Here is a 21,439-nt window from a genome sequence, read left to right as displayed (position 1 = left end):
CTCCGTGTTTGTCCTTTTTGTATGTATATGCTTATTGAAAAGTTAATTATGTTTTAGGTTTGGTTTTTGCAGTGCTGACGGTGATTTTGCTGCAAGGGGCAACCCGTTGCTTCATCAGCCCCGCTGCATCACACAAAATAATTTATGAAATTATGATACATTTTCAGCAAACCCAAAACTAATTGGCACTGGACGTCGTCTAAGTGTGGAAAGGGGGGAACACAGATTGGAAGAATCAATTGCACAAATATGGGAAACCGAGGACGAAGAAGCCGTTTTTGATGAAATCATTCATTTATATGGACAGGATATCCTCCAGCTTACTTATTCTTATGTAAAGAATAAAGCCATTGCGGAAGATCTGACTCAGGATATATTCGTGAAATGCTATAAATCCTTACATACCTATAATCGAAAATCCAAGATTAGGACTTGGTTATGGAGAATTGCCATTAATACATGCAAAGACCACGTAAAGAGCTGGTACAGCAAAAACGTCACGGCTGCCAGCGACGAACTAACTCATAACTGGGATTCTGAAAGATTAGTGGAGAAGGAAGTCCTTCAAAAAGATACCGACGGCCTGCTTGCGGCAGCAGTCATGGAGCTGCCAATTCAATATAGAGAGGTCATTTACTTGTTTTATTTTGATGAATTAACGATTAAAGAAATTTCTTCTTTAGTGAGTGTTAATGAAAACACCATTAAAAAAGAATGAAACGTGCTAAAGAACTTTTGAGGGAAAGATTGGAGGACGATAATCAATGGACAAACGATTAAAATCACTTCGCCAGTCGATGGAAAATTCAACATTTAGTGACCTAAACTTTACTGACCGGATGCACAGTGAAATAAAGAAAAAAATCAAAGAGGAAATATCAGAACAAGACCTGCTTTTGACCGTCATGCAACTGCTGACTACTCAGAAAACCGGATTTGAATTATCCAGGTCTCTCCGCTCTCGCAGCATTGATAAGTTTCATGAAAATGAAGGGGAGCTATACACAATGCTCCATGAACTCGAATCAAAAGGCTGGCTCATTAGCCGCTGGGATGACGAAAACCGCAAGCATTATCAGCTGAACGATAAAGGAAGCAAACTGCTCAACAAGCTGGAGAAAAAATCAGCAGTACCCTCATTAAAATGGAAAGAGCAGCTGGAGGGATAAAAAATGAGCGATCAGAAAACGTTTTTAAGTGAAGTCATGGAACACATAAAAATGAAAGAGGCGAGGAAGCTTGTGACTGCCGAGCTTTCCAGTCATATCGAGGAAGGAAAGAAAGAGTGGATCGGGAAGGGACTTGATGAGAAGGAAGCTGAAGAAAAAGCAGTTGAACAAATGGGGAATCCTTATGCGATTGGAGAGAAGTTTAATAAAATTTACAGGCCTCAGGTGGATTGGGTAACGATAGGACTGCTGGCTGCCGTTTTAGGGCTTGGTTTTTTGCCATTAATACCTTTATATGCAGAGACTGGGGACATGCGCTTTATAAATAACCGTCTTCTTATTATAGCTCTTGGAGCTTGCTCGGCAGCAGCTCTGATGCTATGGGATTATAGGAAATCGAGTAAATGGGGTTGGTTCTTTTATATAACCGGGATTGCACTATTGTGGATTATGAGCCGTTATAGTTTGCCTGGTTTGGTTACAACGGTAAATGGAATTCCCTCTTTATCAATTGGCCCTTTAACTTTAAGCGGGTATTCAGTACTGATCTTCTTCTTTATAGGATGGGCAGCAATTCTTCAAAAATCTAATCTCCGCTTATGGATGTTTGTGATACTTTTCTTTTTCCCATTTTATCTCCTATATAAAATTCATGTATCTCTTTGTTTCTTCTACACCATCATGATATATGCGATGCTATTCCAGAGCCCGGTTAAAAGAAAATTAATGTTAGCATTAACGACCTGTAGCCTTTTGGCTGCAGCAGGGATTATATATGGGGTGAAGATGAAGAGCTATCTATTTGACAGAATCAACGGGTTTCTTTTTCCAGGCGATTATAGCCAAACATCAGGATACATATATGTCCAAATAAAAGATGTTCTAGAAAGGGCTGGCTGGTTTGGATTACCAAATATTTTAGAAACAAATAACGGGGTCCCTAATGCCCACACTGATTTTGCTTTTCTAAGTGTAACTCGCTCGTATGGATATTTGATGGCATTATTCCTTGCAGCCGTATTATTGGCATTTTTTTATAGAATAATGTTCATAACTTCAACCATAAGAGATCCATTTGGCAAAACACTCATTACAGGAGTTGGAGCGCTTTATATTACACAGGTTTTATATAGCATCATGATGTCTATGGGATTGCTCCCAATAATGTCAGTTACGCTCCCATTTATAAGCTATGGTTTGATGCCCACACTACTAAACTCCGTACTCATTGGTATGGTTCTGAGTATCTATCGTCGAAAAAACATCACGGCACACATATAAAGATTGAGACCGGCCCCATCAAGCGAGCCGGTCTCTTCCTCTATCTCTTCTTCACTTTCTTACTAATCAACTGATACAGCTTCTCCCACTCGGGAGCTTTTTTCGGTTCTTCTTTAGGAGGTGTTTCTTTTTTCTTGGCCATCAGGATTGGCTCCTTTCGACTGTGGGTTTGGAGCACTGACCCCCGTTCTGCTAAAGGACTAAACCTCCGTCCCCTTGCCTTTGAATAGCACACCGGACGAGGGTTTAGCGGGCTGTTGCTTGTTCCCCCGCTGCACTGCCGCATTAGGGGTCAGTGCATTGCTCTGACCTTCATTCCGCTAAAGGACTAAATCTCCGTCCCCACCCCTTGTAATTGCACACTGAACGCGGGTTTAGCGGGCAGCTGCTCATTCCCCCGCCGCACTGCCGTATTGAGGGTCAGTGCAAGCAAAGTACCTAACAAAGCACCAAAATCAGTTCCCCGCTCCCCGATACTGCTTCACTCCCTGATTCCACACAAATACAGCTATCAAGAAGAAAGCAACCCCGACAATCGGCGTTAAAAATGCATAGGTGTACCATTCTTCTTTTCTCAGAAAGTACGCAGCCGGATACATGCCGACGAAAGCGAATGGCAGGATCCACGTTAAAACGAAGCGGATGGCTTTATTATAAATATCAACCGGATAACGTCCATAGTTACCGATATTATACATCATCGGCATAATGGATGTCCGGGAGTCGGAGTAAAAGCTGATGCTTGCGATCATGATAAAGATTCCCGCATAAACCAATACTCCTCCCACGGTGAAAAGGGTGAAGACGAGCGGATCATGCCAGTAAAACGGCAGCCCAAGCTGGGATCCCGCGTACATCATAACTGCAAAACCAGTAACGGCTCCGAACAGCGACTCCAGTTCCATCCTCTCGAGCGTGACCTGGAAGAGGCTATGGATCGGCCTTGTTAAAATCCGGTCCATCTCTCCCTTTACAATGTACCGTTCATTAAAGTCCCAAATGTTGAAAAAAGCTCCGAAAATCGCAAACGGGATAAGGAAGAATCCATAAATAAAGATGATTTCATTTTGATTCCACCCGCTTAATGACTGGGTGTGGCCAAATACCACGAGGATAAATATCAAATTGACGGCCTGGAACAGGAAGTCGGAAAAGATTTCGACGAGCACATCAGCCCGGTATTGCAGTCTCGTTTTCATATATTGTCCTGCGTATTGGATAAACATCGATACGTAATACATGTGTTACCCTCCCTGGATGACCATTTGCTTTTTAGCCAGCATCCATAGAAGCTGGATTGGAATAAGGAGGAGGATCGCCCATATTCCTTGATAAAGAAGTGCCTGCAGGAGTTCGTTTCCTTTATATGCTTCTGTGAAAATCATATTTGGCACATAGCTGATTGCCTGGAACGGGAAATATTGCATGACTCCCTGCGCCCAGCCCGGATAAAAGCTGATCGGCAAAAGCAGCCCTGAAAACAGATCCACTACTACCCGTTTCGCTCTGATTAACCCATCATTATTAAATAGAAAGAACGTCATAATACCTGTAAGCAAATTGATTTGTGTGTTGATAATAAAGCTGAAAACGAGTGACAGCGCAAAAAAGATCCACGTTGCGGCATTCCCCGGAAATTCCAGCGGAAAAACAAAAGCGATAAAAATCATGCCCGGCATCGAGAAGAATAATAGGCGAAATACCCCTTCACCGAACGCCTGCATCGTCTTCATCCCAAGGTAATGGTAGGGACGAAGCAGCTCGACGGCTACCTTCCCTTCCTTAATTTCAAGGGCAATTTCCCTGTCGATGTTGTTGAAATAAAAAGCGCGCGCCATCCAGGCCACTGCCACATAAGTAGACATCTGCAGCACACTCAGACCCTGAATATTCCCTTTGTCTCCATAAATTGCGGACCACAAAAAGAAATAAGCACCGATGTTAATGCTGTAGATCAAAATGCCGCTATAGTAGTTCGTCCGGTACGCAAGCATCATCAAAAAGCGGATGCGCACCATTTCTATATATTTATCCATGCCAAGACCCCCGCATCATGTCAGGATCCTCTTCTCCGGCTGGTAGCCTTTTTCATAAATCTGGCGGATGATTTCTTCTGTTGAAACCTCATGAATGCTCATATCCAGCACTTTTTTCGCTCCTACTACACGTCCGATAAGCTCGGACATGCCGGCTTCCTGTGCTGTGAGCAAGGCCGTCCAGCTGTTTTCATTGTTTTGCTGCCAGAAAACTTCAAGCTCCTCTGATAGAACCTTTAATGATGATTCATCTACAGGCTCTCCAAACTGGAACTCAATCTTCTTTCCTTCGCCGAAATCCTGGCGGAGGTGCGCAAGCGCGCCATCATAAATAATTTTTCCCTGGTCGAGCATGATGACCCGCTCACAAAGCGCTTCAATATCGGATAAATCATGGGTGGTCAGCAAAATCGTCGTTTTGTATTTTTCATTCATTTCCTTCAAAAACTGGCGGATCTTCAGTTTCACCAATACATCCAGTCCAATTGTCGGCTCATCCAGAAACAAGAGCGGCGGATTATGGATCAATGCAGCGGCAAGCTCGCATCTCATCCTTTGTCCCAACGACAGCTTCCGGACCGGCTTATCCAGCAGCGGACCGATATCAAGCGATTCAATCACATGCCCCATGTGATTTTTATAATCCTCATCAGACACCTTGTACACTTTTTTCAAAAGACGGAATGATTCCTGTACCGCGATATCCCACCAAAGCTGGGAGCGCTGGCCGAATACTACTCCGATCGAGCTTACAAATTTCTCCCGCTGCCTGTGGGGGTCCATTCCATTGACACGAACCGTTCCGGCCGTTGGATTCAGGATTCCAGTCAGCATTTTTATGGACGTGGATTTTCCCGCCCCGTTTTCACCGATATAACCGACCATCTCTCCCTGCTTGATGGTAAACGATAGATCGTCGACAGCGCGGACCACTTTATAATTGCGTGTAAACAAATCCCGGAAAGCGCCTCCCAGGCCTTCCCGGCTCGAATAGGCTTTAAATTCCTTCCGAAGCCCTTCTGTTTCAATGACATTTTTCATTTTGCACGTTCCCTTCGTAATGTCTGCCAAAGATAGTTTAGCCTATATCATCCCAACTTTGAAGGAATTCATCTTCCCTGGAAAGAATAAAATGCAGAAACCCATATCCTTTTAAGTCATTCATCCGTTTAGTATACAAAGGTGCACCTTTAAGGAGTGAAATCGATGAAAAAGAGCAGCGCTGCTCGTTTTGAAAAGAAAGACCTTACTGAAACGTATCTTTCCCTATTTAAATATTGTCTCATTCTCACACGAAATAAATGGGACGCCGAGGATCTCGCCCAAGCAACGGTATGCAAACTTTTGGAAACGTATCAAGAACTGCCGGACGATCTGCCCCAGGCACTATATAACAAAGCCGCCTTCCATTTGCACATTGATTTCTACCGCAAACAAAAGCGGTTGACAACCGGGTTCGTTCCATCTGATTTAACTGGAGCCAAAACAGAAAGCAAAATAGCGGAGCTTGCCGAATGGGTTGCATCGGTTATGACGAAAAAACAGGCAGCAGTCTTTGTGCTGAAGGAAGCGCTGCTTTTCAAAAATGAAGAAATTGCTGAAATAACAGGCTTTACAGTTGCAACCGTTAAAGCCCTGCTATTCAGGGCGAGGCAGCACTCGATGCAGGAGGGCACATCGGATATTGACGGAGAGCTGGCCGCTGCCATCAGCCGCTCTCTGACTGAAGAAGACCCGCATCCCCTGCTCAATCTGCTGACCCTCGTTCCGACAACAAACAGCGGACCGATGGCACTTATGGCCGCTTAATAAACGGAGGATTTGCAGATGAACATGATACCTTATGTAGTGGAACAAACGAAACACGGTGAGAGATCCTATGACATATACTCAAGGCTTTTAAAAGACCGCATCATCATGATTAGTGACGAAATCAATGATCATACAGCCAACAGCGCGGTTGCCCAAATGCTTTTCCTCGCTTCAGAGGATCCGGAAAAAGATATTTCCCTCTATATAAATAGTCCGGGCGGTTCGGTCACGGCAGGGTTCGCGATTATCGATACGATGGATTACATTCAGCCTGACGTGAAAACAATCTGCATCGGGATGGCCGCTTCCATGGGGGCGATGCTGCTCCTTTCCGGGAAAAAGGGAAAACGGTATGCGCTCCCTTCAGCCGAGGTGATGATTCACCAGCCGCTTGGAGGTGCCCGCGGCCAGGCGTCCGATATTGAAATAACCGCGAAACGCCTGCTTCACACCAAACAGATCTTGAATGAAAAAATCGCCAAACAGACCGGACAGCCAATTGAGAAGGTTGCCCGGGATTCAGACCGCGATTACTATATGACCGCAAAAGAAGCACTCGCTTATGGAATCGTTGATGAAATCATTGCCAAGTAGCTGAACAGAAATCCTCCTGAAAAAGTGCTAGAATGAGAGAGCAGACTTTTTTAGGAGGATTACTTATGCAATTTACCAGATCAGAAGAACTTCAAAGAGAAGCCCTTGAACATATTGTCGGCGGTGTAAACAGCCCGTCCCGATCCTATAAAGCCGTAGGCGGAGGAGCTCCCGTTGTCATGGAAAAAGGCCAAGGCGCATACTTTTGGGATGTCGACGGAAATAAATACATAGATTATCTGGCGGCGTACGGACCGATCATTACCGGACATGCACACCCTCATATTACAAAGGCCATTACAAAAGCGGCGGAAAACGGCGTTCTCTACGGAACCCCTACTCCGTTCGAAATTGATTTTGCTAAAAAACTGAAGCAAGCCATGCCGAACATGGAAAAGGTGCGCTTCGTGAACTCGGGCACGGAAGCCGTCATGACGACGATTCGTGTGGCCCGTGCTTACACAGGACGCGATAAAGTCATTAAGTTCGCAGGCTGCTATCACGGCCACTCCGATCTTGTCCTTGTTGCAGCAGGATCAGGTCCAGCGACACTCGGTACACCGGACTCTGCAGGGGTTCCAAAAAGCATCGCCCGGGAAGTCATCACCGTACCATTCAATGACATTGAACCGTTCCGCGAAGCGATGGAAAAATGGGGAAGCGAAATTGCCGCTGTACTGGTCGAGCCAATCGTCGGCAACTTCGGGATTGTTGAACCGAAACCCGGCTTCCTGGAGCAGGTAAACGAAATTACCCACAATGCCGGAGCCCTAGTAATTTACGATGAAGTCATCACGGCATTCCGCTTCATGTATGGAGGCGCTCAGGATATGCTTGGTGTGACTCCTGACCTGACCGCGCTCGGAAAAATCATCGGCGGCGGCCTGCCAATCGGCGCTTACGGCGGCAAAAAAGAGATTATGGAAACTGTCGCACCGCTCGGACCTGCATATCAGGCAGGAACAATGGCCGGCAACCCCGCTTCCATCCTTTCCGGAATCGCCTGCCTCGAAGTACTGGAGCAGGAAGGCGTATACGAAAAAATGGACCGTCTTGGCGCCATCCTTGAAGAAGGCATCCTAAAGCATGCGGCTGCACATGAAGTCACAATCACAGTAAACCGTCTGAAAGGCGCGCTGACGATCTACTTTACCAATGAAAAAGTAGAAAACTATGAACAGGCCGAAAACACAGATGGCGAAATGTTCGCCCGCTTCTTTAAGGAAATGCTGCATCAGGGAATCAACCTTGCCCCTTCTAAATACGAGGCCTGGTTCCTGACAACCGAGCATACGGAAGAAGATATTACGGAAACTCTTGCTGCAGTGGAAAAAGCGTTTAAAGCTTTGAAAAAATAAAATTTGGTACGGGACCGGCATGCTTTTGTGCCGGTCCTTTTTTATTTACGGGCTACCTGCGGCCGTTTACGGGCCAAGTTTCAACGAATACGGGCCACTTACCAAGGTTTCCGGGCCAAGTTCCAAATACACAGGCAAATTCCCGCAGCCCATATACCTACTGTATAAAAATACACAATTATACAATCCGATTACCCTTTCATTCTCTGATTCTTTTTAAACGCAACTATGAAAACGCTTACTTAATCATGCATATAAGCGTTTGGAACAAATATGCCACAGTTGTTGACATGAATGCCGCTTTCATCATTTTGCATAAATAATTGAAAATGTTTTTCTTAGGTGGTATGATAAAAGCTATAATTCTGAAAATTATATAAATTCAGTGCACGATCTAAACTTGCCCGGCACTGTTTTCTTTTCTCTTCTCCGCCCTAATTTTACATCCTATTACTCTTCAATCTTACTTACCATTTCAACACTTATCAGCAGGAGGTGAAGGCGCAGCGAGCGGAATAAAAAGTTCCCTCATGGCAGCCGATGAATATGAAGCAAAAGTGGAGTCCCAGTACATTTAAAAACTATGAAAACGCAGAACACGATGCATGCGGAATTGTTTCAATAGTAGAGAAACATAACATACCGACAAAAGAGAACATCGATGCATGTATTAAAGCCCTTGTCACGATGAACCACCGTGCAGGCTTCATTAATGAAGAAGGCGACGGTGTAGGCATTCACATTGATATCCCGCGCGATCTCTGGAAGCAAAAGCTTGAAAAGGCCGGTGCCGATTCAAACCTGACAGACCGGGACGATTTTATTGTCGGACATTTCTTTTTATCACGCCATGGCAATCAGTCAGAAACGAAGAAAGCCGCAGAAAAGCATATTGCTTCCTATGGATTTGACATTGTTTTTGAAACGGACAAAGTCACATCTTCTAATGCACTTGGACCAATAGCCGTTCAGGAGGAGCCTCTTTTCTGGCAGACTGCCCTGATTCCTGTAAAAGAAACGAATGAAACACTGACTAAACGCTTATTTGATTTGGCTATCGAACTTGAGAAGGATGAGCATATCCATACCGCTTCTCTGAGCCAGCATGCCGCAGTTTACAAAGTAATGGGCGCGGGGGACGTTCTGCCTCAGTATTATCATGACCTGGCAGATCCGCTAGTGGCGTCTTCCATGACTCTCGGCCACAACCGCTATTCAACGAACACCCTATCAAACTTTTTCCGTGTGCAGCCGTTCAGCATGCTCGGCCACAACGGTGAAATCAATACCATTTCAAAGCTTCGCGATGAGGCGCGCATGATTGGTGCCCCGCTCACTATCGGCGGAAGTGATTCACAGGATTTGAATCGGACGATCGAGACCCTCGTATGCCGTGACGGATACAGCTTATTTGAAGCACTTGATGTCCTGTTCCCTCCTATTATTAATGAAATCAAGTCTTATCCAGACCACCTGAAAGATTTGTATACCTATATTAGGGAAGCCTGGGGCCATTTTGCACAGGGTCCTGCGGGCATCATTTCCCGTTTCGGGGATGAAGCCGTCTACAGCGTGGATGCTCTGGGGCTTCGTCCGCTTTGGAAGGTAGAAACAAAAACTTCCTATATTTTCGCATCAGAGCCCGGCATCATTCCGGCCAGTGAATACATGGCTAATCCAAAGCCGCTGGCACCTGGTGAAAAAGTGGGCTTGAAATGGGATGGGGATTCTATCAAAGTCTATGATTATCCTGCTTACCAGGAGGAAGTTCACGGCCGCTTTACAAGCCGCGTTCAGATAGACGGCTTTGGCACCCACTTGAATCATCCTGTTTCAAAAGGAAAATGCTCAACTTCACCGGTTATGAAGCTTCATAACGGTCATTACGCAGCATTCGGCTGGGACCGGGAGCATATCCAGCTTCTTGAGCAGATGGCGGATAAAGGCGTTGAACCAATCCGTTCTCTTGGACATGATGGTCCTCTTGCCGCCATTCATCCAGGCCGTAAAAACCTGGCAGACTTCTTTAAAGAGAGCGTTGCCGTCGTAACAAACCCTGCTATTGACCGGGACCGGGAATCCGAGCATTTCTCAACCCGTACGATTGCCGGAAAAAGGCCGTCCCTGTTTGATGCGGAATCTTCTGAGCATATTTTAGAGCTTCCTTCTCCAATCGTGATGGAAGGGCTTCTCGCTCATGAAGCATTTGAAGCGTCCAATCAGCTCCCATATGAGGAATTATCCGAACATTTCTCAAGAACTAAACAGCTTTATGTTTTAAATACCGTTTTTTCTGAAAAAGAATCCCTGAAGGAAGCAATTGACCGTCTTTCTGCCGAAGCCATTCAAGCGGTTCGCGATGGTGCTGCGCTGCTTGTACTGGACGATCATCTTGCACATAAGGACGGAAATCTGTGGATTGATCCTCATTTGATTACGTCTGTTATTGATCAGACCCTTGTTGCTATGCAGCTGCGCAGGGACTGTTCGATTCTTCTCCGGTCCGGAGCAATCCGTTCCCTTCATGACATCATTACGGCATATGGACTGGGTGCGAATATCCTGAATCCGTACATGATTTTTGCTACAGTAGCGGAAGATGGCCAGACACAGCCTTCTGTTAATCTTTTTGAAGCACTGAATAAAGGTCTCGAAAAAGTCATATCAACGATCGGCATTCACGAACTACGCGGGTATGGACGCCTGTTTTCAGCTATCGGGCTTAACCATGAAATCGGTGACTTGCTTGATATTCCGAACTTCCTTGGTTCAAATGAGCTGCGCTACAATTTCAATCAGATGAAAACAGATGCGGTTGAGCGGGCAGAGGATTTTGAAAATGAAAAAGCCCGTCCTACGAAAACCTTTCATCTGTTCCCAAGGATCTGGAAAGCGATTGGAGATGTGGCTGCAAACGGTGATTATGAAGCATACCGCGAAAAAATTACCGAGCAGGAGGAAGCAAATCCAATCGCAATTCGCCACCTGACGAGCCTGAAGCAAACCGATTCAAGCGTAAATCCGGAAAAGGTGGATATAAGGGTCGGCGAGCATGACCTGCCGTTTATCATTGCTTCCATGTCCTTCGGATCCCAGAACGAAATCGCCTTCCGTGCCTATGCCGAAGCTGCCGATCAGCTGAATATGGTCAGCCTGAACGGTGAAGGCGGAGAAATTAAGGATATGCTCGGCAAATACCCGAAAACGCGCGGCCAGCAGGTTGCATCCGGACGTTTCGGAGTCAATGCAGAGCTGCTGAACTCCTCTAACCTTCTTGAAATCAAAATCGGCCAGGGAGCAAAGCCTGGAGAAGGCGGCCACTTGCCGGGATCTAAAGTAACAGCAAAGATAGCGGAAGCCCGTAATGCGACGATTGGTTCTGATTTGATTTCTCCGTCAAACAACCATGATATCTATTCCATTGAAGACCTTGCGCAAATGATTACCGAGCTGAAAACGGCGAATGATCAGGCGAAGGTCGCGGTAAAAGTGCCGGTTGTGCCAAATATCGGAACCATCGCTGTAGGAATTGCCAAAGCAGGCGCTGACATTATTACCTTAAGCGGATTTGACGGAGGAACAGGTGCTGCCAGAATTCATGCACTTCAATATGTTGGGCTTCCTGTTGAAATCGGTGTGAAGGCTGCACACAATGCCCTTCTTGAAGCCGGACTGCGCCAAAAGGTTGAACTATGGGCAGACGGCGGTGTGAAAAGCGCGTTAGATGTTGTGAAACTTATGCTGCTTGGGGCAAACCGCATCGGCTTCGGTACTCTTTCCATGATCGCCATCGGCTGTACAACGTGCCGCGGCTGTCATCTGGATACGTGCCACGTCGGAATTGCAACGCAAATCGAATCTGAAGCACAGGCAAAAGAACACGGACTTAGACGTTTCGTTCCAAGACAATACGATAATGCCGTTCAGGGATTAAAAAACATGTTTACAGCATTTGGAAGCGAACTGAAGGCATTGACGGCTTCACTCGGTTTTACGAACCTGCAAAGCATTGTCGGCCGCTCCGATTTGCTTGAGCAAACAAAAGAGACCGATGCAATGGATCTTTCCCTATTGCTGAAGCCACTTGAAATCCAGAACCTTGCGAGTGCTCATAAAGAGGTGGCAGCAAGCAGCCAGGAACGCGGTCTTGCCGTTGCAGCAGGAGCAGAATATCTGGATTACAGGGATGAAGATCTTCATCAGTCCAGGGAATTTGCAAGCATCACCTCCGAACAGCGCGTTCTTGGAAGCCGCGTATCCGGTCATCGGGTTCGCGAGCGTCTTGACGGATCCTATAAAGAACTGGAAGACATCCGATTGACGTATAGGAACGGATCTGTTCCCGGCAACGGACTTGGTGCATACAATTCAAGCGGAATCACGATATCCGTTGAAGGCGGCGCACAGGACGGAACCGGAAAAACGTCCTTCGGCGGTGCGATCCGCGTCCTGAAAGGAAAAGGCGGAGACGGCGAATTTTACAGCGGCTCGGTCGGGAAAGGCTTCGGCTACGGTGCCCAAAGCGGAACCCTTCTCGTTCAGGGAGATGCAGATGCAAGAGCCGGCATCCGTCTATCCGGTGCCGACATGATCATCGGAGGCCGCATCGAAAAGCCAATTCCGGCAGTAGAACATGGAAATATAGGAGTCAACGCGAACATCAAGGGCTTTGCTTTTGAGTACATGACAAACGGCCGCGGCCTAGTCCTCGGTGACCCTGGTCCATGGATTTGCGCAGGGATGACAGGCGGAGTCGTCTACGTCCGCCAGCAGCCTGAAATGGGACTCACTCAATCTGCTCTTGAGCGCCGAATCGCAAAAGGTGCGAAGGTTGAAATTGCTCATTTGAATAAAAAAGGTCTGTCCGATATTCAGGAGCTTCTCGGTATCTATATCGCCGCTCTTGAAGAACATGGACAGCAGGCTGAAGCGGAAGATTTAAAGCAGCTGCTCGACAATCCGGCGCAGCATTTCCTGCAGCTTGTACCGGCTAAGGAACAGGCAGATCCTTCTGTTTCTACGGAGTGATATTGGTGGTTGATAGGTGAGAACCGGTCCTTTTGGGGCCGGTTTTTTTTGGCGTAAATTCCGGGTGCCAGTCCCGACTTGCTTTAACGCAACAGGGGACGGAGATTGCGGTCTTTAAACCCTTTGTTATCAACGCTTTGAGGAGCAGGTGCCGGAGCTTTCGTTCTTTAGTGAAACCGGGGACTGGCACGGTGCCAGTCCCGTCATTCTTCACCGCAGCGGGGGACAGAGACCATGTCAACCCAGCCCTTGCGCCGCAGCGGATGGCGGAAATGGTGCCAGAGCTTTACTTCTTTATAAAGTGCGGGTCAGGCACGCACTAAACAACCCTACGCACACTTCTTCCAAAAAGCATAAAGCGCCGGTACCAGTCCTCCTTTCCCTACCTTTAACAGAGCTGCCTTTTCCCCCTGATTCGGTTCAGACAGGTCCTGAAGGAAAAATTAACGATTATCTGCCTTCTTTCGAGCACAGACACTGCTCCGGCTTGAAAAAACCACTCATCAATTGTATTATAAATCCCTCTATTCACTCCGAAGACCTCTTTGCAATATTGCTGAAAAACAAGATCAGGACTGTTCACGGTTTCCGCTGTAATCATCCTTCTCCCTCCTATTTCACTGTTCCTGTTTTGGCTATTCTTGTTTTTTCCTTAATTTCTACCTGCGTAATTTCGTTTGCATGAACGGTAATAAGCAATGAACCATATTCAAGGCGCTGCAGCAAGGACATCAAATACTCTATTTTCTTTTGATCAAGCTTCTTCATCCATGTCCACTCCTCTGATTAGATAATAAAAAAGGCTCTTTATTCCTCGCCCAAGAGGGGAAATAAAGAGCCTTCGGTTAACCGATCGGCAAAATAATTTTATTAATTGTATTTTAAACAATTTTATCCTATCGGTCAACTCGGAATTGAGAAATGATCCAAATGGATCAAGAAAAGGTTTGAGACATGGCATATGGGCAGCCCGATAACATCGCAGGCCACCTTTTTCTGCTTGCAGATTACAGAACTCTCTGTTCCTCAAATTATCTAATGCAGCTTCTCATACACTTTAAGACACACAAAAAAGAAACTGAGGGCAGCATGTATGATAAAATACAGAGAACAGAATCTTCAATTAAAGGTGATTGTTGAATAAGCACAAGTGGATAAAGGTATGAAAGTGACATAGAAGTAGGAGAAAGTATGAAAAGAAGCAAAAACGGAAATAGGAGATCTATTAGTGATACATTCAGGGAAATTAGAAGTGAATTATTATTTGAATTGCTATGGAACATCTTAACTTTTATTCCAAGAATGATGTTCCGCTTAATAAAAAGCATTTTTAACCACTATTAAAAAATCAGGGGCTTTAATTGAATAATCGTCATAAATAAATGGTCAGAGGCACATCAGCCACTGACCATTTTTATGCAAATATAATTGTTGTTTTCGCTACAAATAACTCTACCATTATTTTTGTTTATTAGGAAGTTTGCACTTCAAAACAGAACCCGTTGCCTTTTTCTTTATGTATCAAATAACGTACCATTAATTGCTTGGACATATCTTTCTGCTGATTTTTGAACGGAATGATTGGCATCATCCAGTACAACACGATGAAAAGCATTGTAAAGCCGGTTAAATTTTAATGGTCTTACTTTTTCAGCTATCTCTTCAACCTTGCCAGGCGGCAGCGGAATCAGATTCGGATAGCTGTACATGAAGCTCACCCATTTCCGGTCAGCGACGACCTGGATCACATCCCCCGTAAGCAACACTCCATTATCGCTGTTTCCATTTATCCATTGGAGCACTGCTCCGCCCTTAAAGTGTCCTCCCAGCCGGTGCAGAACGATGCCTTGGTGGAGTTCTAAGGACTCTCCAGACCAGAAGATGATTTTATCACTGCTTCTCGTTACCCATTCTTTGTCATCCTCATGAATATAAATGGGAGCATTGAAGGTTTCTGCCCATTCCACTTGAGTCGAATAATAATGGGGATGGGAAAGAGCAATCGCCTGCAGTCCTCCCATTTCATTAATATGCTGGATGGTTTGCTGGTCCAGATAGGTGATGCAATCCCAAAGGACATTAAACCCCTTCTCTTGAACCAAATAGGCCGTCTGGCCAATTCCAAATCCCGGTTTGGTCGTTACACTGTACAGTCCCTGTTCTTCTGCAAGGATCTCATTTTTATAAGTACCTGATTTTTGCATTTCTTCAAGGGTCGTCCATGTCTGGCCTGAAGGACTGACATATTGTCTTTCTTCTGAACAAATTATACATTGGGATGGACTTTGTATCTTTCCGTATTGCACTCCGCATGTTGCACAAATAACATAATTCATGGCAGTGACTCCTCTTGTTTATTTTTCATTCGTGATGATTGCTCATTTCTGCTTCTCCATCTTCCCCGCCTAAATGCGGATTGCCCATACAACTATCTGTTTAAAACAGAGGCAAAGCAACTGTATTAAAATTAATCCTGTTTTAATTTACCATTGTTGCTAGATAAAAGAACAGACAAATTCACTAAAAATGGTTAAATTCTATTTCATTAGTGTAAAGGCTTCCATCCTTATAAATAGTGGGGGTGTTTTTCCTCTTTTGCTGGAGCGCGTTATGATTTATCCGAAAATGGGAAATAGTATCTTGAATAATCCTTTTAAACGTTGTATATTACGTAGTTGTTTACTTAAACCCTTTGAAAGGAATGTAACCTTAACTTATATGAAACTCGGTGCCAGAATTTTAAAGACAGGGATTGCGATTACCATTGCATTATGGATTGCCTCTCTGTTGAACCTGCCATCTCCGGTTTTCGCGGGGATCGCAGCGATTTTTGCCATTCAGCCAACGATTTACCGTTCTTATTTATCCGTAATTGAACAAGTGCAAGCGAATTTTATTGGAGCCGCTTTTGCTATAATGTTTGGACTTATATTTGGCCCCCATCCATTCGTCGTCGGTTTGACTGCCGTCATCGTCATTTCCATTAACCTGAAGCTCAAGATTCAAAATACCATTCCCGTTGCGATTGTAACAGTCATCGCCATCATGGAGACACCCGGGGAAAATTTCATCCAGTTCGCCCTGCTCCGTTTTGGAACCGTCATGCTTGGGGTTTTCTCTGCATTTATTGTGAACCTGCTATTCCTGCCTCCAAAATATGAGACGAAGCTTTACTACCGAATTTCTGACAGTACAGAGGAAATTCTGAAGTGGATCCGGATCAATATCCGCCAGGCTTCTGAACATAGTGTCCTGAAAGAGGACATTGAGCGTCTAAAAGAAAACATGATGCAGCTCGATCAGCTTTATCTTCTTTACAAGGAAGAGCGAAACTATTTGCGCCGCAACACGCTGACAAAATCAAGGAAGCTCGTTCTTTTCAGACAGATGCTTCTGACAACGAACAAGGCGCTGGATACACTGAAAAAGCTGCACCGCCTTGAAAACGAGCTTCACCTGACAACACCTGAGCTGCAGCAGATCATCACAACAGAATTGGATTACCTGCTTAGCTACCATGAACGCATTCTTTTGAAATTTATCGGCAAAATCAAAACGGAAACACCGAATGAGTTAATACAAGAAGGGTTTTTCAATAAACGGGAACTGGTAGAGGAGTTCATGAAATATCAAAATCAATGCCATGACCCTGCCTGCTTCTATCACATGCTTCCGCTCGTAGCGAACATCTTGGATTACAGTGAACAGCTGGAGCATCTTGATACATTGATCAACAGCTTCCAGAGCTATCATAAGGAAGAAAATGAAATTGAAATAAGCGAGACGAAAGAATAGGGATGGCCAAAATATTAAGCATTTGAAATAGCCTGTAAATTAAGCACCTAAAAAACGCCTGGAGATTTTTCCAGGCGTTTTTTCTTCGTGTTAAAACTATTTTTTAAAAGGCACTGTGAAATTTGGCTGTTGATTTCCGCTACAGACCTCGCTTCAATCAACAGGTGTTAGAACATCAGGCTTTAACACAGCTTATATCAAAAGCCGTGCTAATTTAATAGTTCAATTGTTTTCATAGGCTTTATGCCAATGATACGGCTGTATCTCCTTTAAAGTTTTGTACTCCAATATACCATTTGTGTTTGTTACAGCAGCTTGTACATTTTCTCCCCAGTAAAAAAGCCGTTCTTGGCATACGCCACAAGGAGTTAAAACAGTAAATTCCGATTTTTCATCCTCTCTTACAACGCAAATAGTATGTGTTACCTTTGTATTCAGTTTATGGGCTTCAAGAATTGCACCTGTTTCCATACATAATTCAGTTGATGCATTGATCACTTCTGGGGCAACACTTGTTAAAATTTGACCGTTTTCTGTATACATCGCTGCAGCTCCGCCCCACCCGGTAGGATATCTTTTTTCTATTAAATCTATAGCTGATTGATATAATTGTCGTTCAATATTCATTTTCTTCTACCCTTTCACTTTTACTCTCAAATAATACTTTAACATATAACCCCAAATTACGATAAAAACATAAAAACACCTTCAAAACGGCAGCAATGCAACCATTTCGAAGGTGTTTTAAGGAGCTTATTTTAACCTTTTCAATGCTTTGATTTAGGATCAAGCGCATCTCTAAGCCCATCCCCCATTAGGTTGAAGCCTAAAACTGTCAGCATGATGGCAAGTCCGGGAAAGATCATTGTCCACGGTGCCTGAATCAGGTACTGCTTTGAATCCGAAAGCATTTTCCCCCACTCCGGACTTGGTGCCTGTGCGCCGAGTCCAAGGAATCCAAGGGCAGCAGCTTCAATGATCGCTGTTGCGATGGCAAGGCTTGCCTGAACGATAATCGGAGAAAAGCTGTTCGGCAGCACATGCTTGAAGAGAATTCGGGCATCCTTCATGCCAATCGACTTCGCGGCCATAATATAATCCTCCTGCTTCACACTGAGCACCTTTGCCCTCAGCAGCCGTCCAAAGTTCGGAATGTTAATGACAGCAATCGCAATTAACGCATTTTGAAGGGATGGCCCCAGAATAGAAATGATGGCAATGGCAAGCAGGATACTTGGAAAAGCAAGCATGATATCAAAAAAACGTGAAATTATGGTGTCTGCCCATTTACCGTAATAGCCGGCGATTATCCCGAGCAAACAGCCAATAATAACCGATCCCAGTACAGAAAAGAAGCCGACAAACAATGAAATTTTTGCCCCGTGAACAACTCTTGAAAAAATATCCCGGCCAAAGTCATCTGTTCCAAGCCAGTGCTCGGATGATGGCGGCAGCAGACGTTTTGTTAAGTCCTGCTCGTTAATTCCAAAGGGGGCAATTAGCGGCGATAAAATGGCAACAATGATAAAGAATAGGACAATAGCTGTTCCCGCTACTGCTATTTTATTTTTCATAAAGGAGCGGAGCCCTTCCTGAAAAGGGGTTAGTGGTTTTTCTTCAGCATATTGGATGGATTGCGGCAGCTGCGGTTCTCCCATAGTCGTTCCCCCCTTAATATTTTATGCGCGGATCAATGGCCGCATAAAGCAGATCTACAATAAGATTGACAAGGACAAAAAGAAGAGCAATCATTAAGATTCCGGACTGAATGACTGGATAATCACGGTAGCTGATGGCTTCCACGATATAACGTCCAAGTCCAGGCCAGCCGAAAATCGTTTCCGTAAGAATCGCGCCTCCCAAAAGCAAGCCCGTCTGAAGACCGATGACTGTCAAAATTGGGATGACGGCATTTTTCAAAGCATGGCGGTATACGACCCAGCTCATCCTAAGCCCCTTCGCCCTTGCAGTCCTTATGTAATCAGCGTTCAATACTTCAATCATACTTGAACGGGTAATTCGCGCGATAATCGCCATTGGTATTGTGGCAAGTGCAGTTCCTGGGAGAATAAGATGCTTGAATACCTCTCCAAATTGATCAAACCGCCCATTAATAAGCGTATCAATTAAGTATAGGTTGGTCACAGCGTCAACAGGATTCCGGATTTCTTCGCGGCCAGTCGTTGGCAGCCAGTCCAGTTGGATGGAAAAGAACCACTGTCCCATCAGGCCAAGCCAGAAAATCGGCATCGAAATTCCAATGAGTGCGATAATCATCGCGCCGTAATCAAACCATGAGCGCTGGAACCATGCACTGATAATTCCGGCGTTAACCCCTACAATAATTGCGATGGCCATGGCAAAAATCGTCAGCTCGGCGGTGGCAGCAAGATACGGAATCATTTCCTTGCTGATCTGCTCGCCAGTCCGAATGGATTCACCGAGATTTCCAGTGATGAGATCCATTAAATAAGAACCATATTGTACATAAATAGGCTGGTCCAGTCCGAGCTTGGCGGTCAGCTGCTGGATCGCTTCCGGCGTAGCCCTCTGACCTAGGATGACCTGGGCAGGGTCGCCCGGAATGGCACGGATGATTGCAAATACAACGATTGTCATGCCGAGCAGAACCGGCACAAGCATACCAATGCGTCTGATCGTATAAGATAGCATCGCCGCATCTCCTTTCAAATTTTAAAAGGGAGGAGCCTGGACCCCTCCCTTTTCCTTCTTACTTAAATTCGACTTTCGTGAACAGATCCGTTCCGGTTGGATGCGGAATAAAGTTTGCAATGTCAGACATTCCCGCCATCATCGGAGTGGAGTGAACGAGCGGAATCCAAGGTGCTTCATCATGCACAATGGCCTGCGCTTTTTTATACAGCTCATTCCGTTTCGCTTGATCCGTTACCGTTTGAGCTTCAATCAGAATGTCATGCATTTCAGGGTTGCTGAAGTAGGTGTAATTGTTTCCGCCAATGCTGTCTTTATCCAAAAGCGTATAGATAAAGTTGTCGGGATCTCCATTGTCACCGGTCCAGCCAAGAAGGAAGGAATCCGCTTCTCCCTTGCTCGCTTTTTCCAGATACGTTGCCCACTCATAGGTTACAATTTTCGCTTTAACACCAATTTTTTCAAAGCTTGCCTGCAGAACTTCCGCGACCTTCATTCCTTCAGGCATGTAAGGACGCGCAACTGGCATAGCCCATAGCTCCATTTCAAATCCATCCGGGAAACCGGCTTCTTTTAGAAGAGCTTTTGCTTTTTCAAGATCGTACGGATATTCTTCAACAGAATCATCATAGCCTTCAAGGGAAGGAGGCATCGGGTTTTTAGCCGGCTCTGCAAATCCTCCGTAGAAGGAGTCGATGATGGCTTTCTTATCAACAGCATGGTTAAGCGCCTGTCTGACAAGCTTGTTATCAAGCGGCTTTCTTGTTACGGTTAATCCAACATATCCAACGTTCATAGAAGGACGCTTGAACAGCTGAAGATTTTTATCACCCTCTACCTTAGAAAGGTCAGATGGATTCAAACCGTCCATCAAATCGATTTCTCCTGTTTGAAGGGCGTTAAGGCGTGCTGAATTTTCAGGAATCGTTTTAAAGATTACCTGTTTCAGCTTCGGATACCCTTTCATCCAGTAGTCCTCATTTTTCTCTAATACGATGCGGTCATTTGCTTTCCATTCCACAAATTTGAAAGGTCCTGTTCCTACTGGATTTGCTCTCAAGTCGTCGCCGTATTTTTCAATAGCGGCCGGACTTGCAATTCCAAACGGTGACATCGCAATATTTTTAAGGAATGGTGCCTGCGGACGCTTCAGTGTGAAAACAACCGTTTTCTCATCGGCGGCTTTAATTTCTTTAATGACATGGCCTTCATCCTTTTTAAAGCCTCCGAACATCGTGTAATACGGGAATTTTTCCGCATCTCCGTTCATCCAGCGATCGAAGTTTATCACTACTGCTTCAGCATTGAAGTCTGTTCCGTCATGGAATTTGACTCCCTCGCGAAGATGGAACGTGTAAGTGAGACCGTCATCTGACGCTTCCCATTTCTCGGCTAAACCAGGCTGAACCGTTGTGTCCTCATCTCCATAGCTTAAAAGACTTTCATAAATATTTTCCGTAACTTTAAATGCCTCGCCCTCAGTTGTGGTTATCGGGTCAAGAGAAGTAGAATCTCCGCCCCTTCCATAAATAAGCGTATCCTTCGCGTTCGATTTCTCTCCCGCCTTTTCATCTCCGTCTTTCCCTCCCGCTGATTTGTTGCTGCACGCGGATAAAGCAAGTGAAAGAATGAGGACAAAAATCAAGCCAAGCATGGACCACTTTTTTCTCATTGTCTGTTTCCCCCCTAATTT

17 protein-coding genes and 1 pseudogene are annotated in these 21,439 nt (G+C 45.2%); 8 read left to right on the top strand and 10 right to left on the bottom strand.

The window, feature by feature from the left end:
* Positions 1-226 precede the first annotated feature (226 nt).
* The 3 genes and pseudogenes from WCV65_RS04510 to WCV65_RS04500 all read left to right on the top strand — a co-directional run bounded on the left by WCV65_RS04510 (position 227) and on the right by WCV65_RS04500 (position 2,450).
* A pseudogene (locus WCV65_RS04510) lies at positions 227-780 on the top strand (sigma-70 family RNA polymerase sigma factor).
* Positions 765-1,169 carry a PadR family transcriptional regulator gene (locus WCV65_RS04505; RefSeq protein ID WP_338780411.1) on the top strand — a complete coding sequence of 135 codons (405 nt, stop codon included), beginning with the start codon at positions 765-767 and terminating at the stop codon, positions 1,167-1,169. The pseudogene WCV65_RS04510 and the gene WCV65_RS04505 overlap by 16 nt, the downstream one beginning before the upstream one ends.
* A gap of 3 nt (positions 1,170-1,172) precedes the next feature.
* Positions 1,173-2,450 (top strand): FtsW/RodA/SpoVE family cell cycle protein, encoded by a 1,278-nt coding sequence (locus tag WCV65_RS04500; RefSeq protein WP_338780409.1) that lies wholly within the window; start codon positions 1,173-1,175, stop codon positions 2,448-2,450.
* 455 nt (positions 2,451-2,905) lie between these two features.
* On the opposite strand, the gene WCV65_RS04495 is transcribed toward WCV65_RS04500, so the two are convergent.
* The 3 genes from WCV65_RS04495 to WCV65_RS04485 are packed head-to-tail and all read right to left on the bottom strand — an operon-like array spanning position 2,906 to position 5,527.
* On the bottom strand, positions 2,906-3,691 hold the full coding sequence (locus tag WCV65_RS04495) for an ABC-2 family transporter protein (RefSeq protein ID WP_338780407.1): 786 nt from the start codon (positions 3,689-3,691) through the stop codon (positions 2,906-2,908).
* Positions 3,692-3,694: 3 nt separating this feature from the next.
* Positions 3,695-4,486 (bottom strand): daunorubicin ABC transporter permease, encoded by a 792-nt coding sequence (locus tag WCV65_RS04490; protein ID WP_211556635.1) that lies wholly within the window; start codon positions 4,484-4,486, stop codon positions 3,695-3,697.
* A gap of 15 nt (positions 4,487-4,501) precedes the next feature.
* Entirely contained in the window at positions 4,502-5,527 is a 1,026-nt protein-coding gene (locus WCV65_RS04485; RefSeq protein WP_338780405.1) for an ATP-binding cassette domain-containing protein, read from the bottom strand.
* A 165-nt stretch (positions 5,528-5,692) separates the two neighbouring features.
* Between WCV65_RS04485 and WCV65_RS04480 the strand changes: the two genes are divergently transcribed.
* From WCV65_RS04480 to WCV65_RS04465, 4 genes are all read left to right on the top strand, one after another.
* Positions 5,693-6,295, top strand: coding sequence for a sigma factor-like helix-turn-helix DNA-binding protein (locus tag WCV65_RS04480; RefSeq protein ID WP_338780404.1), 603 nt, complete (start codon positions 5,693-5,695; stop codon positions 6,293-6,295).
* Positions 6,296-6,313: 18 nt separating this feature from the next.
* Entirely contained in the window at positions 6,314-6,892 is a 579-nt protein-coding gene (clpP, locus tag WCV65_RS04475; RefSeq protein WP_035406002.1) for an ATP-dependent Clp endopeptidase proteolytic subunit ClpP, read from the top strand.
* Positions 6,893-6,957: 65 nt separating this feature from the next.
* Positions 6,958-8,250, top strand: a complete 1,293-nt coding sequence (locus WCV65_RS04470) for a glutamate-1-semialdehyde 2,1-aminomutase (protein ID WP_338780403.1) — start codon at positions 6,958-6,960, stop codon at positions 8,248-8,250.
* A 546-nt stretch (positions 8,251-8,796) separates the two neighbouring features.
* Positions 8,797-13,278, top strand: coding sequence for a glutamate synthase-related protein (locus WCV65_RS04465; protein WP_338780402.1), 4,482 nt, complete (start codon positions 8,797-8,799; stop codon positions 13,276-13,278).
* A 388-nt stretch (positions 13,279-13,666) separates the two neighbouring features.
* Here the strand turns inward: WCV65_RS04465 and WCV65_RS04460 are convergent, their stop codons facing one another.
* The 3 genes from WCV65_RS04460 to WCV65_RS04450 all read right to left on the bottom strand — a co-directional run bounded on the left by WCV65_RS04460 (position 13,667) and on the right by WCV65_RS04450 (position 15,614).
* Entirely contained in the window at positions 13,667-13,879 is a 213-nt protein-coding gene (locus WCV65_RS04460) for a hypothetical protein (RefSeq protein WP_338780401.1), read from the bottom strand.
* An 11-nt stretch (positions 13,880-13,890) separates the two neighbouring features.
* Complete coding sequence (locus WCV65_RS04455; RefSeq protein WP_082883825.1) at positions 13,891-14,046, bottom strand: YezD family protein; 156 nt, start codon at positions 14,044-14,046, stop codon at positions 13,891-13,893.
* A gap of 746 nt (positions 14,047-14,792) precedes the next feature.
* Positions 14,793-15,614, bottom strand: a complete 822-nt coding sequence (locus tag WCV65_RS04450) for a hypothetical protein (RefSeq protein WP_035405991.1) — start codon at positions 15,612-15,614, stop codon at positions 14,793-14,795.
* 382 nt (positions 15,615-15,996) lie between these two features.
* On the opposite strand from WCV65_RS04450, the gene WCV65_RS04445 reads away from it, so the two are divergent.
* Positions 15,997-17,073: an aromatic acid exporter family protein gene (locus tag WCV65_RS04445; RefSeq protein ID WP_035405989.1), complete on the top strand. Its 1,077-nt coding sequence runs from the start codon at positions 15,997-15,999 to the stop codon at positions 17,071-17,073.
* 222 nt (positions 17,074-17,295) lie between these two features.
* Here the strand turns inward: WCV65_RS04445 and WCV65_RS04440 are convergent, their stop codons facing one another.
* The 4 genes from WCV65_RS04440 to WCV65_RS04425 form a co-directional block, all read right to left on the bottom strand.
* On the bottom strand, positions 17,296-17,700 hold the full coding sequence (locus tag WCV65_RS04440; RefSeq protein ID WP_035405987.1) for a cytidine deaminase: 405 nt from the start codon (positions 17,698-17,700) through the stop codon (positions 17,296-17,298).
* Positions 17,701-17,840: 140 nt separating this feature from the next.
* Entirely contained in the window at positions 17,841-18,731 is an 891-nt protein-coding gene (gene nikC, locus WCV65_RS04435) for a nickel transporter permease (RefSeq protein ID WP_051860611.1), read from the bottom strand.
* Between the two features lie 13 nt (positions 18,732-18,744).
* Positions 18,745-19,746 carry an ABC transporter permease gene (locus WCV65_RS04430; protein WP_035405983.1) on the bottom strand — a complete coding sequence of 334 codons (1,002 nt, stop codon included), beginning with the start codon at positions 19,744-19,746 and terminating at the stop codon, positions 18,745-18,747.
* 58 nt (positions 19,747-19,804) lie between these two features.
* A complete protein-coding gene (locus WCV65_RS04425) occupies positions 19,805-21,418 on the bottom strand; it encodes an ABC transporter substrate-binding protein (RefSeq protein ID WP_338780399.1) in 1,614 nt (537 codons plus the stop codon).
* Between the last annotated feature and the right edge of the window lie 21 nt (positions 21,419-21,439).

This window comes from Metabacillus sp. FJAT-52054 (genome assembly GCF_037201815.1).
In the GTDB taxonomy this organism is placed as follows: Bacteria; Bacillota; Bacilli; order Bacillales; family Bacillaceae; genus Metabacillus_B; species Metabacillus_B sediminis.
This window is presented reverse-complemented; position numbering and strand designations above follow the sequence as displayed.

Excerpts from the sequence above, each read along its gene's own strand:
- clpP (WP_035406002.1), top strand. The coding sequence starts at position 6,314 with ATGAACATGATACCTTATGTAGTGGAACAAACGAAACACGGTGAGAGA.
- WCV65_RS04480 (WP_338780404.1), top strand. The coding sequence starts at position 5,693 with ATGAAAAAGAGCAGCGCTGCTCGTTTTGAAAAGAAAGACCTTACTGAA.
- WCV65_RS04430 (WP_035405983.1), bottom strand. The coding sequence starts at position 19,746 with ATGCTATCTTATACGATCAGACGCATTGGTATGCTTGTGCCGGTTCTG.
- nikC (WP_051860611.1), bottom strand. The coding sequence starts at position 18,731 with ATGGGAGAACCGCAGCTGCCGCAATCCATCCAATATGCTGAAGAAAAA.
- WCV65_RS04425 (WP_338780399.1), bottom strand. The coding sequence starts at position 21,418 with ATGAGAAAAAAGTGGTCCATGCTTGGCTTGATTTTTGTCCTCATTCTT.
- WCV65_RS04450 (WP_035405991.1), bottom strand. The coding sequence starts at position 15,614 with ATGAATTATGTTATTTGTGCAACATGCGGAGTGCAATACGGAAAGATA.
- WCV65_RS04490 (WP_211556635.1), bottom strand. The coding sequence starts at position 4,486 with ATGGATAAATATATAGAAATGGTGCGCATCCGCTTTTTGATGATGCTT.
- WCV65_RS04465 (WP_338780402.1), top strand. The coding sequence starts at position 8,797 with ATGAAGCAAAAGTGGAGTCCCAGTACATTTAAAAACTATGAAAACGCA.
- WCV65_RS04495 (WP_338780407.1), bottom strand. The coding sequence starts at position 3,691 with ATGTATTACGTATCGATGTTTATCCAATACGCAGGACAATATATGAAA.
- WCV65_RS04460 (WP_338780401.1), bottom strand. The coding sequence starts at position 13,879 with ATGATTACAGCGGAAACCGTGAACAGTCCTGATCTTGTTTTTCAGCAA.
- WCV65_RS04440 (WP_035405987.1), bottom strand. The coding sequence starts at position 17,700 with ATGAATATTGAACGACAATTATATCAATCAGCTATAGATTTAATAGAA.
- WCV65_RS04500 (WP_338780409.1), top strand. The coding sequence starts at position 1,173 with ATGAGCGATCAGAAAACGTTTTTAAGTGAAGTCATGGAACACATAAAA.
- WCV65_RS04505 (WP_338780411.1), top strand. The coding sequence starts at position 765 with ATGGACAAACGATTAAAATCACTTCGCCAGTCGATGGAAAATTCAACA.
- WCV65_RS04445 (WP_035405989.1), top strand. The coding sequence starts at position 15,997 with ATGAAACTCGGTGCCAGAATTTTAAAGACAGGGATTGCGATTACCATT.
- WCV65_RS04485 (WP_338780405.1), bottom strand. The coding sequence starts at position 5,527 with ATGAAAAATGTCATTGAAACAGAAGGGCTTCGGAAGGAATTTAAAGCC.
- WCV65_RS04455 (WP_082883825.1), bottom strand. The coding sequence starts at position 14,046 with ATGAAGAAGCTTGATCAAAAGAAAATAGAGTATTTGATGTCCTTGCTG.
- WCV65_RS04470 (WP_338780403.1), top strand. The coding sequence starts at position 6,958 with ATGCAATTTACCAGATCAGAAGAACTTCAAAGAGAAGCCCTTGAACAT.